This is a genomic window from Klebsiella sp. JN_Kp127 (genome assembly GCF_040062505.1).
GTDB classification, from domain to species: Bacteria; Pseudomonadota; Gammaproteobacteria; order Enterobacterales; family Enterobacteriaceae; genus Klebsiella; species Klebsiella quasipneumoniae.
The window spans coordinates 24,244-42,253 of record NZ_JBEAHS010000010.1; the positions used below are offsets into that span (position 1 = coordinate 24,244).

The following is an 18,010-nucleotide window of genomic DNA, read 5'->3' on the forward strand; positions in this document are numbered from 1 at the left end:
CAGGAGGATACCCCCTCAGGCCATTTACTCATGGAGGATGCTCTTATTCTGCGCCATCACCCAGGTGATAAAAGCGCGCAGGGGCGCGGGAATATGTTTGCGACTCGGATAGTAGACGCAGAAATGATCCGCCGGGTAGCGGTAGCTGGGTAATAAGCGAACCAGGCTGCCGGCGTTCAGTTGCGCGGACACCAGCGACTGATAGACAAAGGCGATCCCCAGTCCGCTCTCCGCCGCCTGGATCATCGCCGTATCGGAATCGACGACCAGATCGCCCTTGACGGCGACTTCGCCTGGCTCGCCGTCGGGGCTGATAAATTCCCACCGGTACTTTTCGCCGCTGGGGAAACAGCGGTTAATGCAGCGGAAATTGACCAGCGACTGCGGGGTGTCGGGCGCACCGGCCTCGTGGAGATAGTCCGGGCTGGCCACCGGGATCAGCGACAGCTTCTCGCCAAAGGGGATGGCAATCATATCTTTGGGCACGTCCCGGGAATAGCGAATGCCAGCGTCAAAACCGGACTCGATAATATTCACTTTCCGATCGGTGGTAAACAGCTCCAGCGTCACGTCAGGATAGGCGGTTTTAAAAGCAATAAAATAGCGCTGAAAGAAAAGGTCGAGAACAATGCGCGGTAAATTGACTTTCACCACCCCTTCCGGGGTCAGACGGTGATAATTCAGACTGTCGACCACCCGGCGATAATCATTCACCACCGGCGTCATATTATTAAGAAATTCCTCACCCACGGCGGTTAAAGACAAACTGCGCGTCGAGCGATTGAGCAGGCGCACGCCTAATTTTTCTTCCAGATGATTAATAGCGCTGGTGAGGGCCGGCGGTGAAAGATTTAATGCTCTGGCAGCTTGCCGAAAACTGCCATGTTTCACTATGAGTATTAATATTTCAATTTGTTGCAAATCAGGCAACGTTTTCATTGTTAATTTCCAGCTAACACCGCGTTCGGAATAGATTAATTGTTATCAATGTAAAAGGGAAGTATATATTTAATAACATTCAGCACGTAAGGAAAATAAGGTGAAAACACGTTATCTCGGAAAAGAGAAGTTCCAGGTTTCCGCATTGGGTCTCGGGTGTATGGGAATGAGTTTCGCCTATGGCGGCGCTGAGGAGTCGCAGGCGATTAATACCATCCATGCCGCAGTGGACATGGGGGTGACCTTCCTGGATTCCGCCGAAGTGTATGGGCCTTTTGACAATGAAGTCCTTGTTGGGAAAGCGATTAAAGGCATCCGCGATAAGGTGCAGATTGCCACCAAATTTGGCTTTCGTATTCTGCCGACCGGCCAGGGGCTGGAGCGGATGGCCGGCGTCGACAGCCGTCCGGAACATATTCGCGAGGCGGTGGAAGGGTCGCTGAAGCGGCTGAATATCGAGACCATCGATCTGCTCTATCAGCACCGCGTCGATCCCGCGGTGCCGGTGGAAGAGGTGGTGGGCACCATGGCCGACCTGGTCAAAGAGGGTAAAATTCGCCATATCGGGCTGTCGGAAGTGTCAGCCCAGACGCTGCGCCGGGCCTGCAAGGTGCATCCGATCGCCGCGGTGCAGACGGAATACTCGCTATGGACCCGTGAGCCGGAGGGCGGCATCCTCAAGGCCTGCCGCGAGCTGGGCGTGGGCTTTGTCCCTTACAGTCCGCTGGGCCGCGGCTTCCTGACGGGCCAGATCACCGACCCCGGCGTCTTCGCGGCCGATGATTTTCGTCGCAATCTGCCGCGCTTCCAGGCCGAAACCATGCGCAAAAACCAGCAACTGCTCGACCGTCTGCAGCAGGTCGCCAGCCGCTACGAGGCCACCCTGGCGCAGATGGCCCTCGCCTGGGTGATGAGCAAAGGGGAAGATATCGTGCCGATCCCCGGGGCGCGAAAAATGAACCATCTGCGCGATAATGCCGCTGCAGCCGATATTATGCTCTCCCCTGAGGATATTCTCGCCATCGATCATATTTTCGCTCCCGAAAACGTCGCCGGATTACGCTATAACCAGGGCGACTTTAATTTAATCGATAAATAATCTCCTGAATACGCTCCTCCCGCCGGTCTGGCGGGAGATAAGGTAACTTATGACTATTGCTGTTTCCCGTCCGGCGGGATTGCCTGCGGCGGTGTATGCGCTTTCCGTGGGTTCATTTGGTATTGGCACCACCGAATTTGTGATTATGGGTTTATTACTCGATGTGGCCCATGACTTTCATATATCCATTACGCTCGCCGCCTGGTCTATTACCGCTTATGCCTGTGGGGTGGTGATTGGCGCGCCGCTGCTTACGCCGCTATTAAGCCGTTATCGCAAAAAACCGGCGCTGTTATTTTTAATGATCTTATTTTCCATTGGAAATTTAGGCTGTGCGATCGCCGGTAATATGACCATGCTAATTATTGCCCGGGTAATAACTGCGTTCGCTCACGCCTCGTTCTTCGGAATAAGCTCGGTCTATGCCGCGGAGCTGGCGCCGGTGGATAAACGGGCTTCGGCGGTCTCCGCCGTGTTTCTCGGCGCCACCCTGGCCAATATTCTGGGCGTGCCGCTCGGCGCCTGGGTGGGGCAGTACCTTGGCTGGCGCTATACCTTCTATATGGTCACGCTGATCGGCATTCTCTCCGCCCTGGCGGTGATCGCCCTGGTGCCTGGCCGTCAGGCGCAGCCGTCGGCCCAGAGCCGGATCCGCGATGAGCTGAAGGTGCTCCGTCATCCCGCGGTGCTGCGCAGCCTGCTGATCACCGCCCTCGGGTTCTCCGGCGTCTTCGCCGCCTTCACCTACATCGCGCCGATGCTGAAAACCGTCACCGGGATGAGCGACCACCTTATTCCGCCGGTGCTGATGCTGTTCGGCGTCGGGATGGTCGCCGGGAATCATCTTGGCGGCCGACTGACCGACGGCGGCGTCCGCCGGGCGCTGCTGCTAACTCTCGCCTTGCTGAGCGTCGTCCTGTGTCTTTTTCCGTGGGCGATTCAGACGCTGCCCGGCGCCTGCGCGGCGGTGTTTCTGCTGGGGGCGGCGATGTTCTCCACCATTCCGCCGCTGCAGATGCAGGCCCTGGACAGCAGTGAGAGCGGCAAAAGCATGGTCTCTTCGTGCAATATCGCCGCCTTTAACCTCGGCAATGCCGGCGGCGCCTGGTTTGGCGGGCTGCTGCTCGCCTCCGGCGTTTCTCTCTCGCACATTCCCCTGGCCGGTGCTTGCCTGACCGCCAGCGGATGGGTTATCGCTAGTGTGACGTTGTCACCTTTAAAAGGAAGTCAAGCATGAAGTATCGATATTTAGGTTCCACCGGGCTGTCGGTTTCGGAGCTCTGTTTTGGCGCCATGACGTTTGGCGAGAAAGGGGCCTTTCTCGGCGCGCCGGGGCGCAACTGGTCGGAATTCGGCGTGGTGCCTGAGCAGACGGCCTACGATCTGGTGTACAAAGCGCTGGACGCCGGGATTAACTTTTTTGATACCGCGGACTGTTATAAGAACGGCCAGGGCGAAGAGCTGCTCGGCAACGCGCTGAAGGGAAAACGCCAGCAGGTGATTATCGGCACCAAAGGACGCTGGCAAACCGACCCCAACCCGAACGCGCTGGGGGCGTCGCGCTACCATATCATCAATGCCGTCGAGGCCAGCCTGCAGCGGCTGAAGACCGATTATATCGATATCTATCACCTTCACGGGTTCGATCCGCGCACCGCGCTGGAGGATACCCTGCGCACGCTGGATACGCTGATCCGCGCCGGGAAAATTCGCTATATCGGGGTCTCCAACTACGCGGCCTGGCAGCTGGCGAAGGCGCTGGGGATCTCGGAGCGCCTTGGGCTGGAGAAATTCTGCGTCTATCAGGGCTATTACAATATCGCCGCGCGTGAACTGGAGCATGAGATTATCCCGCTCAGCGTCGATCAGAACGTCGGCATCACCGTCTGGAGCCCGCTGGCCGGGGGCTTTCTCACCGGCAAATACCCACGCAATCAGGCGTTTCCCGAGGGCAGTCGCCTGGCGAACGCCACGCCGTTCGAATCCGCGCCGATCGCCAACCGCGAGCAGGCCTGGCAGACCCTGGAGGTGATGCAGGAGATTGCCCGCCAGCGCAACGCCAGCGTCGCGCAGGTGGCGCTCAACTGGCTGCGTACCCGTCCGGGGATCGCTTCGCTGGTGATCGGCGCGACCAAACTGGCCCAGCTGGAGGATAACCTGGCGGCGCTGAACTGGACGCTGAGCGACGAGGAGACGGCGATCCTCAACAGCGTGAGCGAGAAAGAGAAACCATACCCCTACTGGCATATCTGCAATGTCGCCGGCGATCGTCGTCTGGCCGATGATATCTATCCCTAATCACCCTATACCCAGGCAACACGCGTATGCCCCGCACGGGGCATACAGAGAGGCTCGATCGTGAAAAAAGTACTCATTGTTGGCGCCGGCCCGGTAGGGTTAATCATTGGCTGCTATTTGAATAAGTATGGAATTGATTTTGATATCATTGATAAAAATATCCACAGCACCACCTGGTCCAAAGCGCTGAGCGTCAGTCCGGCGACCATTAAAGCCTTCCACGGCTTAGGCCTTGCCGGGGAACTGATCGCCCAGGGAAAGCAGGTTCAGTCAGTCTACGCTTACTATAAAAACCGCAAATTTCTGCATATCGATAACCGCCGACTCGCCACCTGTTACCCCTTCCATGTCAGTATCCCGCAGCCGCGGACGGAGAAGATCCTCGAAACGGCGTTGGCCGACGCCGGGCGGGAGGTCAAACGTGGGCACCAGCTGGTCTCCTGGCGCCGGGAGGGGGAACGCTATCACGTCTCCCTGCTCGACGATGCCCGCCGGGCCTGTTCCGCCGCTTATGACTATATTATCGGCGCCGACGGCGCGGCCAGCACCGTCCGCGAGCTGGCCGGGATCGGCTTTAGCGGTCATGACTATCCGCTGCATTTTGTGATGGCGGACGTGCAATTCGACCGCGCGGCGGCGCTCCCGGGAACCTCCTACCATATTGATGAGCAGGGCTTTTTGATTTTCCTGCCCATGCCGGACAATCAGGTCAGGATCGTGATTAAAAAAGCCGGGCGCCTGCCGACGCCGCGTCCGGTGCCGGACCTGCAGGAGATCAACGCCGCGCTGGCGCGCTACTGCCCTCAGGTGCCGCCGGCGCAGACGCTCACCTGGTCTTCCAGCGCCAATTTCTATAACCGCATCGCCGATGACAATCTGCAGCATCATATTATGCTGGCGGGAGATGCCTTCCACCTGTTCAGTCCCATTGGCGGGCAGGGGATGAACACCGGCGTCCAGGATGCGGTGAACCTCGCCTGGAAGCTGGCTTTCTATCTGCACGGGGTGGCTACTGACCGACTGCCAGCGTCCTATCGCGCCGAGCGCTTTGCGGCGGTGAGCGGTGTGCTGCGCTCCACCGATCGCGATACCGGCCTGATTGCCGGTCTGGTGCCGAGAAATCATATCGACGGGGTCTACTTTCCGGAGTTTTGCAACCGTCACTACTATCGTCACCAGCTGCCGCTGCAGTACGCCGGTTTCACCGCGACGCAGGCGCAGCACCCGGACGGCCTGGCAGGGCACCATGTTCCCTGGTACGTTTTTGCCTCGCCGCAGGCGATGTTTCGCAACAGCTATGACGTCTTCGCCAGCGGTAAGGTGGTGATCTTTTCCGCCCGCGCCGCTTGTCCTCCTATGTCCCGCCTGAAGCAGGCCGGCTGGTTTATATTCTGCCCCCTCGAACCGGCGGACGAGGCGTTTCTCGAAGCGCTACAGATCGGCCCCGATGACTATGCGGTGGTCAATCCCGATGGCTATGTGGGCTTTACCGGCAGCGAAGCCGGGACACGGCAGTATCTTTCCTCGCTCTACGTAATGGAATAATCATGAACAAAGTCTATATCGTCGCGGCCTGCCGTACGCCGGTGGGGCGCTTTCTTGGCGCCCTGAAAACGGTCTCCGCGGTGGAGCTGGCCGCGCTCACCGTCAGGCACAACCTGCAGCAGGCCGGCATTGACCCGGCGTGGATCGATGAGGTGATCTGCGGCTGCGTCCTTGCCGCCGGGCAGGGGATGGGACCGGCGCGTCAGGTTGCGCTGCGGGCGGGGATCCCGGTGCAAAAGCCGGCTTACACCCTGAATATGATCTGCGGTAGCGGCATGAAAAGCCTGACCGAAGGGGCGATCCATATCCAGAGCGGTTATGCCGACCTGGTGGTCGCCGGCGGAATGGAAAATATGAGTCAGGCGCCGTTTTTGCTGCGGGGAGAGATAAGGGGCGGGATGAAATTCGGCGCGTTCAGCAGTGAGGATGTGATCCAGCGCGACGGATTAACCGATCCGCTGCTGCAGATCCCGATGGGGGAAACGGCGGAGGCCATCGCCGCGCAGGAGCAGATCTCGCGCGCGGCGCAGGACCAGTATGCCCTGGAGAGCCATCACAAAGCCTCCGCCGCCAGCCGCGCCGGCTATTTTGCCGATGAGATGGTGCCGGTGACGGTCAGCGCGAAGCGGGGCGTCAGCACGGTCCGCGAGGATGAGCCGATCCGCCATGATCTTAGCGCCGAGCAGCTGGCGGCGTTGAAACCGGCCTTTCGCGCTGACGGCAGCGTCACGGCGGGCAATGCCTCCGGGCTGAACGATGGCGCCGCGTCGGTGATCCTCGCGTCGGCGCGCGCCGTTGCCCGCTATGGCCTACAGCCGCTGGCGGAGATTGTCTCCTTTGGCGAGGGCGGCGTTGACCCGTCCATGATGGGGCTTGGCCCGCTGCCGGCGATAGCGTGCGCCCTGCGCCGCGGGCGTTTTCAGCTCAGCGATATGGCCCGGCTGGAGATCAACGAAGCCTTTGCCGCGCAGGTGCTGGGGGTGGTCAAGGGACTGGCCAGAGCGCATCAGATGACGGAGGAGGAGATTGCTTCCCGGCTGAACGTCCACGGCGGCGCGATCGCCCTCGGCCATCCGCTGGGCAGTTCCGGGACGCGGATTGTGGTCAGCCTGGTGCACGCGCTGCGCCGGGAGAATCAACCGACCGGCCTGGCGTCGCTGTGCATCGGCGGCGGGATGGGGATTGCGTTACTGGTGAAAACGATCTGAGGAGACAAGCGCCATGGAAAAATTAATTGTGGTGGGTGAGAAATTTACCGATTTTGCCCGGCGGCATGAGAATGTGCTGACGGTGAATGAGTTTGAACGGTTTGTCTGGAGCGGCGAGCTGGCCGGGGTCGATAAAATCGTTATCGGTCAGGGGGTACAGCTCGACGACATCTCCCGCACCATCTGCATTATTCGTCAGCACTATCCGGACACAATGCGCCAGATCGTCAATCTGCAGGATCTCTATTATCAAAACAATCGCGATCATCAGCGGCTGGTACATAAACGTAAAAAAGCGAATATCCTCATCACCTCGCCGGAAAAACGCGATGAGGATAGCTATTGCGCGCGCCTGATCCTGCAGGATGCCTCTGAGCTGCTCTGCGACCACCAGACCGGGCAACATATTCAGGGGATGGTGCTGATCGAGGCGGCGCGGCAGACCATCATCGCCACCACGGAAAAATTCCTGCTGGCGGAGGCCGGCGTGGCGATGGCGGAGAAGTACTTTACCCTGAGCTCGCTGCAGGTGGCCTTTTCCTGCTTTGTTTTTCCGCTGCCGGTGACCATTGTCCTCAACGTGGTGTCGCGCAAAAGTTCAGCCCATGGACGCTTCACCTGTGAATGCTCGGTGGGGTTTGACCAGACCGGCACCCGCAAAGCGGAAGTTGGCTTTAGCTTCAGCGTCTATGACCTTAACTACATCACTCGCAAAGAGTGCGAGCAGGCGGCGCAGTGCCATCAACATTATCTGGTCAGTATTGAGCAGGGGGACGGGGATGAGCATCGCCTTTTTTGATGTGGATGAAACGCTGATTACCGGCAAAAGTATGTTCCTGTTTCTGCACCGCTATGCCGCGGAATATCCGCTGCAGTGCGGTTTGACGGCCGCGGCGATTGTCCGGCAGCTGCAGGCGCTCAGCGAAGCGGGTCAGCCGCGGGAGGCGATCAACCGCTACTATTACTCGCTGTTTCGCCACGAGTCGCGCCCCCGGGTGCGGGCGGTCGCCGAGAGCCTGTATCGCGAAGGCGGATATGGTTTTCACCGCGAGGTGGCGGCGCGCCTCAGGCAGCACCAGGCGCGGGGGGATGACGTGGTGTTTGTCTCCGGGTCGATGACCGACATTCTCTGGCCGGCGATGGCGGCGCTGGGGGTGGAGCATGCCCTGTGCTCAGAGCCGGTCGTGGTGGATGACCGCTATACCGGCGAACTCTGGCGGACCGCCATCGGCGAACACAAGGCGGCGCATGCCCAATGCTATGCGCAGGAACAGGGCCAGCCGCTGGCGGCATGCTACGCCTTCGGCGATCATATCTCGGATCTGCCGCTGCTCGCCGCGGTCGGCCACCCCTGTGCGGTGAATCCCTCTCCGGGGCTGCTGGCGGAGGCGCAGCGTCGGGGATGGCCAGTGCTGTGGTCCACCGGCGGCTGACGGCGCGACGGCAAAAAAAAGGGGCGGCGCAATGCCACCCCTGATTCACTCCCTGACGGGGATCAGCCCGGGTAGATGCCGCGGTCTTTACGCGCCATCAGGATGCGCTCGCAGGCCACGATATAGGCGGCGGTACGCAGGGTACATTCTTTCTCGGCCGCTTTATCGCAGACGTGAATAATGGCATCGGTCATGATGCGGTCCATCTTGGCGTTGATCTCCTCTTCGCTCCAGAAGAAGCTGGCCATGTCCTGCACCCACTCAAAGTAGCTGACGGTCACCCCGCCGGCGTTGCAGATAACGTCCGGCACCACGATCACCCCGCGCTCGGCCAGCACATCGTCCGCTTCCGGATAGGTTGGGCCGTTAGCCCCTTCCAGCACCAGTTTGCAGCTCAGTTTCTCAGCGCGCTCGCGGGTGATTTGCCCTTCCAGCGCCGCCGGGATCAGGATGTCCATCGGGGTGGTCCAGAATGCCTCTTTATCGATCTCCTGGGCGCCCGGGAAACCGGCGATCTGCTTTTTCTCCGCCTGCCAGGCGGTGAGGGCGGCCATATCAATCCCGCCTTCGTTGTACAGGGTGGCGGTGTGATCCTGAATGACCACTACGCGGGCGCCGACGCCGGCGAACAGGCGCGCCGCTTCGCTACCGACGTTACCAAAGCCCTGCAGCGCCACTTTAGCGCCTTCAATTTCGATGCCGGCGCGACGGGCCACTTCCCGGCCGGTGACGAACACGCCGCGTCCGGTGGCTTTTTCACGACCGAGGGAGCCGCCGAGGTGGATCGGCTTGCCGGTGACCACGCCGGTGATGGTGGTGCCATGGTTCATGGAGTAGGTGTCCATCATCCACGCCATCACTTTGCCGTTGGTGCCAACGTCCGGCGCCGGAATATCTTTCTGCGGCCCGATGATAATGCCGATTTCGCTGGTATAGCGGCGAGTCAGGCGTTCCAGTTCACCTTCCGACAGCGAGAAGGGGTCGACACGGATGCCGCCTTTGGCCCCGCCGTAAGGAATATTGACCGCGGCGCACTTAATGGTCATCCAGGCAGAAAGTGCCATGACTTCGTTAAGATCAACATCCGGATGGTAGCGAACACCACCTTTACCCGGCCCACGCGAAAGATTGTGCTGAACGCGATAGCCCTCGAAGTGGCGAATGGTGCCGTCGTCCATCTGCACAGGGATGTCGACGATCAGCGCACGCTTCGGATGGCGCAGGGTTTCCACCCAGTAGGCAAGATCGCCGAGATAAGGCGCGACACGGTCGATCTGGCGCAGGTAGGTGGTCCATGGAGATGTACTACTTTCAGATGCGTAAGATAACTTTTCCATAAGAGTCCTGTTTCTCAGTGTTATTTATGTCGTGTAAAACCGTGGAATAGCTACAGCAGTAAACTCTGTGCAATGAATGGTATCACCAATTTTATAAAGCGGTATTTGACGGCAATTCCGATTTTTAAATTTTTGTTAGAAATTTTATTTTTTAAGTGAATAACTACGCACGAGAACCACCCGCAAGCTGTGCATTTTAATTCACTTTTTATTCACTTAAGTGCATAAGAAAATATTTTTTCTATGTTTTTCATTATCTTGATGATCTTCAAAAAGTGAATAAATTGCGTTTCCCCATATTGACAATCTTATTGTTCACAGGCCAGCATTAGCCCACACAACAACATGGCGTTAACCATGAATTAACAAATACCCGTAAAAAGAATAGGGCTTAAGTTTTCTGTGGTGAATATTTTTACCATCGCAGCGGGCGCGCTCGTGCCCAAAATAAGCCGAGGGTCAGGGTTAATGTCGATTGTCCAACGCGGCGGGAGCGTTTTCCGTCGTCTTACGTTCCGGAGATGAATGATGTCAGGCAGTATGACTCGCGAAGATTTTGACGCTTACCTGGTTCCCTGTTTTGCCCCCGCGCCGTTTATTCCGGTGAGGGCGGCGGGCTCCCGCGTCTGGGACCAGCAGGGGAAAGAGTATATCGATATGGCCGGCGGCATCGCAGTGAACGCCCTCGGCCATGCCCACCCGGCGCTGGCTGAGGCCCTGCAGGGGCAGCTGGCGAAACTGTGGCATATCGGCAATGGCTATACCAACGAACCGGTGCTGCAGCTGGCGAAAACCCTGGTGCAGTCCACCTTTGCCGACAAGGTGTTCTTCTGCAACTCCGGCGCTGAAGCGAACGAGGCGGCCCTTAAGCTGGCGCGGAAATATGCCCACGATAAGTTCGGCGGTGAAAAAAGCGAAATCATCGCCTTCAACCACGCCTTCCATGGCCGCACGCTGTTCACCGTCTCCGTCGGCGGCCAGCCGAAATATTCCAGCGATTATGCGCCGCTGCCGCAGGGCATTACCCATCTGCCCTATAACGATATCGAGGCGGTCACCGCGGCGATCTCCTCACGTACCTGCGCGGTGATCGTCGAGCCGATTATCGGCGAAGGCGGGGTGATCCCGGCGGACCCGGCGTTCCTCCAGGCGCTGCGCGCCCTATGCGATCGCCATCACGCCACCCTGATATTCGATGAGGTGCAGACCGGCGCCGGGCGTACCGGCCATCTCTACGCCTACCAGCATTACAACGTCGTCCCGGACATCCTCACCAGCGCCAAAGGGCTGGGGGGCGGCTTCCCGATCGGCGCGATGCTGGCGAAAGAGGCCTGGGCGCAGGTCTTCCAGCCAGGCACCCATGGCACCACCTTCGGCGGTAACCCGCTGGCGGCGACCGTCGCCAACGCCGTGCTGGACCATCTGGATGCGCCGCTGCTGGCGGGCGTCGGCGAGCGCCATGCGCTGATCGTCGACCAGCTGAATGCCCTCTCTGCCCGCTACGATGCGTTCAGCGCCGTGCGCGGCGCCGGTCTGCTGATCGGCGCCGAGCTGGCCGGACCGCTGCGCGGGAAGGCCAAAACCCTGACCAACCTGGCGGCGGAAGAGGGGGTGATCGCCCTGATTGCCGGTCCGGACGTGCTGCGCTTCGCGCCGGCGCTCAATATCCCGCTGGCGGATATTGAGCAAGCCTTCGTGCGCCTTGATCGCGCCGTTGCCCGCTTAACCCGCTAACCGGGAGGACGGCCTGTGATGCTATTTCGTCCCGTAAGGGAAAACGATCTTGACGACATCGTCCGCCTTGCCGCGCGGGCGGGGGTCGGCATGACCTCTTTACCCCATGATGCTGGGCGCCTGGCCGCCCGGATACGCCGCAGCATTGACACCTTCGCCGGCGCGCTGCCGCGCGGCCAGCAAGGCTTTCTGTTTGTGCTGGAAGACACCGCGCTGGAGCGGGTAGTGGGGGTCAGCGCCATTGAGGTGGCGGTGGGCCTGGACGAGCCCTTTTACAATTTTCGCATTCAGAAAACGGTTCGCGCCTCGAAAGCGCTGGGAGTCTATAAGCCTCAGGAGCTGCTCAATCTGAGCTATGACCACACCGGTCACAGCGAGCTGTGTACGCTGTTTCTCGACCCCGGGTATCAGCGCAACCGCAACGGTCTGCTGCTCTCCAAGGCGCGGTTTTTGTTTATCGCCGCCTTCCGCGAGTGGTTTTCGCCGCACCTGTTTGCCGAACTGCGCGGCTGCAGCGATGAGCAAGGGCAGTCGCCGTTCTGGGATGCGCTGGGCCATCACTTCTTCGAGATCCCGTTCGCCGATGCCGACCGGCTGACCGGCACCGGCATGAAAACCTTTATTGCCGAGCTGATGCCGGCGTACCCGATCTATATCTCGCTGCTGCCGGAGAATGCCCGTCAGGTCATCGGTCAGGTGCATCCCAACACCGCCCCGGCGCGGGCGATCCTCGAGAAAGAGGGGTTCAGCTGGCGCGGCTCGGTGGATATTTTCGATGCCGGTCCGGTGCTGGAGGCGGAGACCGATCAGATCCGCGCCGTGCGCGACTGCCAGTGCCTGCCGGCTCAGCAGCTGACGGGCACGCTGTCGGCGCCTACGCTGGTCGCCAACGGTCAGTTCGACAATTTTCGGGCGCTGCTGGTGGCCCACGAAGAGCAGGTCTCACTGGACGCCGCCGCGCTGGATGCGCTGCAGGTCACTGAAACCGACCGCGTTTACACGGTAACCCTGAACCCAGAGGAAAACAGATCATGGCGGTAAAAGCACAGTTCATAGCCGGGCAGTGGCAGCCGGGCAGCGGCGCTACGATGAGTAAACTGGCCCCGGAGGATCAATCTCTGCTGTGGCAGGCGGCCAGCGCGGGGGCTGACGACGTCCAGGCGGCCTGCGCCGCGGCGCGCGCGGCGTTTTATCCCTGGTCGCACCGCCCGCTGGCCGAGCGAATTGACGTCGTCCAGCGTTTCGCCGCGCTGCTGGAGACGCACAAAGAGGCGCTGGCGACCCTGATTTCCCGGGAGACCAGCAAGCCGCTGTGGGAGACCCGCACCGAAGTGCAGGCGATGATCGGCAAAGCCGCCATCTCCGTCGAGGCCTATCACCAGCGGACAGGCTTTCACGAGTCGACCCTGCCGGACGGTAAAGCGCAGCTGCGCCACAAGCCGCACGGCGTGATGGCGGTCTTCGGTCCCTACAACTTCCCGGGCCATCTGCCCAACGGGCATATCATTCCGGCGCTGATCGCCGGTAACACCGTGGTGTTTAAACCCAGCGAGCTGACGCCGGCCACTGCGGAACTGACGGTCCAGCTGTGGCAGCAGGCGGGCGTCCCCGACGGGGTGATTAACCTGCTGCAGGGCGGGAAAGCCACCGGCCAGGCGCTGCTGGAAAACCGCGATATCGACGGCGTGCTGTTCACCGGCAGCGCGGCGGCGGGTTTCCACTTCCATCGCTACTTCGGCGGTCAGCCGGAGAAGATGCTGGCCCTCGAGATGGGCGGCAACAACGCGCTGATCGTGGCCGACGTGGCCGATGTCGATGCGGCGCTGCATGTGATTATCCAGTCGGCGTTTATCTCCGCCGGACAGCGCTGCACCTGCGCGCGCCGGCTGATCGTTCAGCGCGGCGAGCAGGGGGATGCGCTGCTGCGGCGACTGGTGGAGGCCAGCGCGCAGATCCGCGCCGGGAAATGGGATGACCAGCCGGCGCCGTTTATGGGCGGGGTGATTTCCCTTGAGGCGGCGCAGAACATGCTGGCGGCGCAGCAGAAACTGGAGGCGCTCGGCGGCAAGGTGCTGCTGCGTATGCGCCAGCCTGACCCGCACTCCACGATGCTGACCCCGGGGATCGTCGATGTCACCGGTATCGAGGTGCCGGATGAAGAGTACTTCGGTCCGCTGCTGACGGTTATCCGTTACGACGACTTCCCGGAGGCGATTCGCCTCGCCAACCAGACCCGCTATGGCCTGGCCGTGGGGCTGATCTCCCGCGATGCGGCGCAGTTTGACCAGCTGGCGGACGAGGCGCGAGCCGGGATCGTCAACTGGAACAAGCCGCTGACCGGCGCTTCCAGTAAAGCGCCGTTTGGCGGGGTGGGCGCCTCCGGCAACCACCGGGCGGCAGCGTGGTACGCCGCCGATTACTGTGCCTGGCCGATGGCCTCTCTGGTCAGCGACACGCTGACGCTTCCGGCGAACGTATCGCCGGGCCTGCCATTCTGATAACGGATCCTGTGAGGACATATGTCTGGTTTTGAAGCTAACTTTGATGGCCTGGTCGGCCCGACGCACCACTACGCCGGACTCTCCGTCGGCAATGAAGCCTCGCAAAATAACCGCGATGGTCTCTCTAACCCGAAAAAGGCCGCGCTGCAGGGGCTGTATAAAATGAAAGCCCTGGCCGATCGCGGATTCGTGCAGGGGATCCTGCCGCCGCAGCCGCGGCCGAACCTGCGCCTGCTGCGCGACCTGGGATTCGAGGGCAGCGATGAGCAGGTCATCCGCCAGGCGGCCCAGGCGGCGCCGCAGCTGCTCTCCGCCTTCAGCTCCGCCTCGTCGATGTGGACCGCCAACGCGGCGACCGTTTCGCCGTCGGCGGACAGCGCCGATGGCAAAGTCCATTTCACTGTCGCCAACCTGAACAATAAGCTGCACCGCATGCAGGAGGCGCCCACCACCTCGGCGATCCTGCGCGCCACCTTCGCCGATCCGCGCTTCTTCGCCCACCACGCGGCGCTGCCGCAGCATGGCGACCTCGGCGACGAAGGGGCGGCCAACCATAACCGCTTCTGCCGGGAGTACGATCGTCAGGGCGTGCAGCTGTTTGTCTACGGTCGACGCGCCAGCGGCGGCATCGCCCCGGTGAAGTATCCGGCGCGGCAGACCCTGGAGGCCAGCGAAGCGGTGGCCCGTCTGCACCAGCTGGATCCGCGCTATACGGTGTTTGCCCAGCAGGCGCCGCAGGCTATCGATCGCGGCGTGTTTCATAACGACGTTATCGCGGTCAGCAATCGCCATGTGCTGTTCCACCATCAGCAGGCGTTTGTCGATCAGTCGACAGTATTGGCGACGCTGCGGGCAAAAAGCGACCGTCTCGATATCCCGTTTACCAGCGTGGAAGTGCCGGACGAGCGGGTGTCGCTTGATGACGCTGTGGCCTCCTATCTGTTCAACAGCCAACTGCTGAGCAAACCCGACGGCAAGATGCTGATCGTGGTGCCAGAGGAGTGCCGGCAGCGGGAAAACGTCTGGCGCTACCTGGGCGACCTGGCGGCCGACAGCGCCTCGCCGATCGATGAAGTGGCGGTTTTTGACCTGCGGGAAAGTATGCGCAACGGCGGCGGCCCGGCCTGCCTGCGGCTGCGGGTGGTGCTCAACGAGGCGGAGCGCGACGCGGTCAACGCCCACAGCCTGATGAACGACGAGCGTTACCAGCAGCTGAAGGCGTGGGTGGAAAAACACTACCGTGACCGGCTGCACGCCCGCGATCTGGCGGACCCGCAGCTGCTGCGCGAGGTTTATCAGGCGCTGGATGAGCTGACGCAGATCCTGCGTCTGGGCCCTGTCTATGATTTTCAGCGTTAAGGAGCGGCAGATGGAGCATCTGGTTAACGATTTACTGCACTGCCGCCTGCAGGAGTGGACCTTTCCGGCGGACATCGAGGCCCGCTGGCTGGGCGAGGGCATCCTGCAGCTGTTGCCGTCCACGCCGTGGCGTCAGGCGACGATCCTCTCCGCTGGCGTCCATGGCAATGAGACCGCGCCGACCGAGCTGCTGCTGCAGCTGACCCACGATCTGAGCCAGGGGCGGCAGCCGCTCACCCAGGCGCTGCTGATCGTCTTTGGTAACCTGCCGGCGATCCGCGCCGCGCGTCGCTATCTGCACAACGACCTCAATCGCCTGTTCGGCGGCCGCCATCTGGCGGTCTCCCCGGGCAATGAGTCGCGGCGGGCTTTTGCCCTCGAGCAGGCGGTGCAGGCCTTCTATCGCGCCGCCGATGCGGCGGGGCCGGTCAGCCGCAGTCATCTCGATATGCATACCGCCATTCGCGGGTCGCTGTATCGCCAGTTTGCGCTGCTCCCGGCCCACGCGGAGGATTTTTCGCCCGGCTTCTACCAGCTGCTGCAGGCCAGCGGGATGGACGCCATCGTGCGCCATACCGAAGCGGGCGGCACCTTCACTCATTTCACCTGCGAAAAATTCGCCGCGCAAAGCGCCACCCTTGAGCTGGGAAAAGTGATGCTGTTCGGCGCCAACGATCTCAGCCTGTTCGCCGCCGCCGACGCGGCGATCCGGGCCTGGATTTCTGACGCGCCGCTGCCCACGCGCGACAAAGCGCCGGTGGATTACTTCCTGGTCGAGGAGAGCATCATCAAGCGCGAAGGGGAATTTACGCTCAATCTGGCGGCCAACGTCGAGAACTTCACCGCGCTCCCGGCAGGGTATGAGATCGCCCGCCAGGCAGAGAAACGGTGGGTGGTGCAGGCCCGGGCCCCCTATATCCTCTTTCCCAATGCCGGGGTCGCCACCGGCCAGCGCGCCGGGCTGCTGCTCCGCGCCGCGGCGCTTCGCCTCCCGCAACCAGCCTGAGGAAACACCATGACTGAACATCAACATCAGGCGCCATCTGCCGCCGGAGGTGAAGGCGCGTCACAGCTTAAGCGCGGGCTTGGCGCCCGCCATATCCAGATGATCGCCCTCGGCGGCGCCATCGGCACCGGGCTGTTTATGGGGGCAGGGCGCAACATCGCCGTCGCCGGCACCTCGATTCTGGTTATCTATGTGCTGGTCGGGTTCTTTACCTATATGGTGATGCGGGCGATGGGGGAGCTGCTGCTCACCCGCCATGACTACCGCTCGTTTGCCGACTTTGTCGGCGAGTATCTCGGACCGCAGGCCAGCTTTTATCTCGGCTGGACCTACTGGCTGAGCTGGGTGGTGACCTGTATCGCCGACGTGGTGGTGTGCGGGAGCTATATGCAGTACTGGTTCCCCGAGCTGTCAGCGTGGATGCCGGCCCTCAGCATGCTGGCTATCCTGTTTCTGCTCAACCTGCTGTCGGTGAAAATGTTTGGCGAGGCGGAGTTCTGGTTCGCCCTGATCAAGGTGATCACCATTATCGCCCTGATCGCCACCGGCGGCTGGATGATTGCCACCGGCTGGACCTCTCCGGACGGCGTGACGGCTTCTCTGAGCCATCTCACCGACCCGACGGCCTTTATGCCTCACGGTATCACCGGCTTTTTCGCCGGCTTCCAGATAGCGATCTTCTCCTTTACCGGCATTGAACTGCTGGGGACGATGACGGCGGAGACCCGCGATCCACAGCGCATTTTGCCCAAGGCGATCAATGCCCTGCCGCTGCGGATTATCATCTTCTATCTGCTGTCGATGGTGGTGATCATCGCTGTCGCCTCCTGGCCGGGAGTGTCGGCGGAGACCAGCCCCTTCGTGACGCTGTTTGCCAAAGCCGGGCTGCCCGCGGCGGCGGCGGTGATTAACTTCGTGGCGCTGACCTCGGCGATGTCCTCGGCCAACAGCGGGGTCTTCTCCAGCACCCGCATGCTGTACGGCCTGTCGGTGGAGAAGCATGCGCACTGGCAGTTCCGTATTCTGTCGCGCAGCACCCGCATCCCGGTGCGCAGCCTGCTGTTTTCCTGCTTCTGTATGCTGATCGGTACGCTGCTGCTGTTCCTGGTGCCGAATGTGATGACCCTGTTTACCATCGTCTCGACCCTGGCGGCGATTATGGTGGTGTTCAGCTGGGGGATGATCCTCGTGGCCTATCTGGTTTATCGCCGTCAGCGTCCGGACCTGCACGCCGGTTCGATCTTTAAGATGCCCTTTGGCGTGGCGATGAGCTGGGTGAGCCTGCTGTTCTTCGCGTTCGCCATCTTCATCATGATCTTTGACCCGGACACGCTGCTGGCGCTGCTGGCTTCTCCGCTGTGGTTTATCGCGCTGTGGGCCTTCTGGAAGCTGAAGCAGCGGCGCGAGGGGCAGCTTCAGCTGGACAATCAGAGCGCCTGACACCCGCCGGCCCTGGCGGCCGGCTACAAGTCGTCTTAACCGTTGTTCTCGTTTGTCTGCCCGGTGGCGGCTGGCGCCTTACCGGGCCTACTGTCTTACTGAGCCTGGGAT

At 61.1% G+C, this 18,010-nt stretch carries 15 protein-coding genes and 1 pseudogene; 13 read left to right on the plus strand and 3 right to left on the minus strand.

What is annotated here, in order from left to right; genetic code table 11:
- Positions 1–24 precede the first annotated feature (24 nt).
- Positions 25–939 (minus strand): LysR family transcriptional regulator, encoded by a 915-nt coding sequence (locus tag ABLV04_RS06710; RefSeq protein ID WP_023289470.1) that lies wholly within the window; start codon positions 937–939, stop codon positions 25–27.
- Positions 940–1,039: 100 nt separating this feature from the next.
- On the opposite strand from ABLV04_RS06710, the gene ABLV04_RS06715 reads away from it, so the two are divergent.
- Genes ABLV04_RS06715 through ABLV04_RS06745 form a run of 7 tightly spaced genes read left to right on the plus strand, consistent with a single transcriptional unit; the run spans position 1,040 to position 8,522 of the window.
- On the plus strand, positions 1,040–2,038 hold the full coding sequence (locus ABLV04_RS06715) for an aldo/keto reductase (RefSeq protein ID WP_023289471.1): 999 nt from the start codon (positions 1,040–1,042) through the stop codon (positions 2,036–2,038).
- A 49-nt stretch (positions 2,039–2,087) separates the two neighbouring features.
- Positions 2,088–3,275 carry an MFS transporter gene (locus tag ABLV04_RS06720; protein WP_023289472.1) on the plus strand — a complete coding sequence of 396 codons (1,188 nt, stop codon included), beginning with the start codon at positions 2,088–2,090 and terminating at the stop codon, positions 3,273–3,275.
- Positions 3,272–4,336 carry an aldo/keto reductase gene (locus ABLV04_RS06725; RefSeq protein ID WP_023289473.1) on the plus strand — a complete coding sequence of 355 codons (1,065 nt, stop codon included), beginning with the start codon at positions 3,272–3,274 and terminating at the stop codon, positions 4,334–4,336. The genes ABLV04_RS06720 and ABLV04_RS06725 overlap by 4 nt, the downstream gene beginning before the upstream one ends.
- A 60-nt stretch (positions 4,337–4,396) precedes the next feature.
- Positions 4,397–5,881: an FAD-dependent monooxygenase gene (locus ABLV04_RS06730; RefSeq protein ID WP_180266302.1), complete on the plus strand. Its 1,485-nt coding sequence runs from the start codon at positions 4,397–4,399 to the stop codon at positions 5,879–5,881.
- A gap of 2 nt (positions 5,882–5,883) precedes the next feature.
- Positions 5,884–7,089, plus strand: a complete 1,206-nt coding sequence (locus ABLV04_RS06735) for an acetyl-CoA C-acyltransferase (RefSeq protein ID WP_023289475.1) — start codon at positions 5,884–5,886, stop codon at positions 7,087–7,089.
- A 13-nt stretch (positions 7,090–7,102) separates the two neighbouring features.
- Positions 7,103–7,888 carry an AfsA-related hotdog domain-containing protein gene (locus ABLV04_RS06740; RefSeq protein WP_023289476.1) on the plus strand — a complete coding sequence of 262 codons (786 nt, stop codon included), beginning with the start codon at positions 7,103–7,105 and terminating at the stop codon, positions 7,886–7,888.
- The gene (locus tag ABLV04_RS06745; protein WP_050534160.1) at positions 7,869–8,522 is read left to right on the plus strand and encodes an HAD-IB family hydrolase; all 654 of its coding nucleotides are present in this window, start codon (positions 7,869–7,871) and stop codon (positions 8,520–8,522) included. Before ABLV04_RS06740 ends, ABLV04_RS06745 begins: the two co-directional genes overlap by 20 nt.
- 62 nt (positions 8,523–8,584) lie before the next feature.
- Here ABLV04_RS06745 and ABLV04_RS06750 read toward each other — a convergent pair whose 3' ends face one another.
- On the minus strand, positions 8,585–9,859 hold the full coding sequence (locus ABLV04_RS06750; RefSeq protein ID WP_023289478.1) for a Glu/Leu/Phe/Val dehydrogenase: 1,275 nt from the start codon (positions 9,857–9,859) through the stop codon (positions 8,585–8,587).
- 212 nt (positions 9,860–10,071) lie between these two features.
- Positions 10,072–10,218: pseudogene (locus ABLV04_RS06755) on the minus strand (hypothetical protein).
- Between the two features lie 169 nt (positions 10,219–10,387).
- Here ABLV04_RS06755 and ABLV04_RS06760 point away from each other — a divergent pair.
- From ABLV04_RS06760 to ABLV04_RS06785, 6 genes are read left to right on the plus strand one after another with little or no spacing between them, the layout of a single operon-like run.
- On the plus strand, positions 10,388–11,593 hold the full coding sequence (locus ABLV04_RS06760; RefSeq protein WP_180266310.1) for a bifunctional succinylornithine transaminase/acetylornithine transaminase: 1,206 nt from the start codon (positions 10,388–10,390) through the stop codon (positions 11,591–11,593).
- Positions 11,594–11,611: 18 nt separating this feature from the next.
- A complete protein-coding gene (astA, locus tag ABLV04_RS06765) occupies positions 11,612–12,634 on the plus strand; it encodes an arginine N-succinyltransferase (RefSeq protein ID WP_023289480.1) in 1,023 nt (340 codons plus the stop codon).
- Positions 12,625–14,091 (plus strand): succinylglutamate-semialdehyde dehydrogenase, encoded by a 1,467-nt coding sequence (astD, locus tag ABLV04_RS06770; protein ID WP_348815519.1) that lies wholly within the window; start codon positions 12,625–12,627, stop codon positions 14,089–14,091. The genes astA and astD overlap by 10 nt, the downstream gene beginning before the upstream one ends.
- A 21-nt stretch (positions 14,092–14,112) precedes the next feature.
- Complete coding sequence (gene astB / locus ABLV04_RS06775) at positions 14,113–15,453, plus strand: N-succinylarginine dihydrolase (RefSeq protein WP_180266300.1); 1,341 nt, start codon at positions 14,113–14,115, stop codon at positions 15,451–15,453.
- Between the two features lie 10 nt (positions 15,454–15,463).
- The gene (gene astE, locus ABLV04_RS06780) at positions 15,464–16,459 is read left to right on the plus strand and encodes a succinylglutamate desuccinylase (RefSeq protein ID WP_348815521.1); all 996 of its coding nucleotides are present in this window, start codon (positions 15,464–15,466) and stop codon (positions 16,457–16,459) included.
- Positions 16,460–16,468: 9 nt separating this feature from the next.
- On the plus strand, positions 16,469–17,899 hold the full coding sequence (locus tag ABLV04_RS06785; RefSeq protein WP_032452677.1) for an amino acid permease: 1,431 nt from the start codon (positions 16,469–16,471) through the stop codon (positions 17,897–17,899).
- The last annotated feature ends 111 nt before the right edge of the window (positions 17,900–18,010 follow it).

Excerpts from the sequence above, each read along its gene's own strand:
- ABLV04_RS06710 (WP_023289470.1), bottom strand. The coding sequence starts at position 939 with ATGAAAACGTTGCCTGATTTGCAACAAATTGAAATATTAATACTCATA.
- ABLV04_RS06720 (WP_023289472.1), top strand. The coding sequence starts at position 2,088 with ATGACTATTGCTGTTTCCCGTCCGGCGGGATTGCCTGCGGCGGTGTAT.
- ABLV04_RS06725 (WP_023289473.1), top strand. The coding sequence starts at position 3,272 with ATGAAGTATCGATATTTAGGTTCCACCGGGCTGTCGGTTTCGGAGCTC.
- ABLV04_RS06735 (WP_023289475.1), top strand. The coding sequence starts at position 5,884 with ATGAACAAAGTCTATATCGTCGCGGCCTGCCGTACGCCGGTGGGGCGC.
- ABLV04_RS06740 (WP_023289476.1), top strand. The coding sequence starts at position 7,103 with ATGGAAAAATTAATTGTGGTGGGTGAGAAATTTACCGATTTTGCCCGG.
- ABLV04_RS06745 (WP_050534160.1), top strand. The coding sequence starts at position 7,869 with ATGAGCATCGCCTTTTTTGATGTGGATGAAACGCTGATTACCGGCAAA.
- ABLV04_RS06750 (WP_023289478.1), bottom strand. The coding sequence starts at position 9,859 with ATGGAAAAGTTATCTTACGCATCTGAAAGTAGTACATCTCCATGGACC.
- ABLV04_RS06760 (WP_180266310.1), top strand. The coding sequence starts at position 10,388 with ATGTCAGGCAGTATGACTCGCGAAGATTTTGACGCTTACCTGGTTCCC.
- astA (WP_023289480.1), top strand. The coding sequence starts at position 11,612 with ATGCTATTTCGTCCCGTAAGGGAAAACGATCTTGACGACATCGTCCGC.
- astD (WP_348815519.1), top strand. The coding sequence starts at position 12,625 with ATGGCGGTAAAAGCACAGTTCATAGCCGGGCAGTGGCAGCCGGGCAGC.
- astB (WP_180266300.1), top strand. The coding sequence starts at position 14,113 with ATGTCTGGTTTTGAAGCTAACTTTGATGGCCTGGTCGGCCCGACGCAC.
- astE (WP_348815521.1), top strand. The coding sequence starts at position 15,464 with ATGGAGCATCTGGTTAACGATTTACTGCACTGCCGCCTGCAGGAGTGG.
- ABLV04_RS06785 (WP_032452677.1), top strand. The coding sequence starts at position 16,469 with ATGACTGAACATCAACATCAGGCGCCATCTGCCGCCGGAGGTGAAGGC.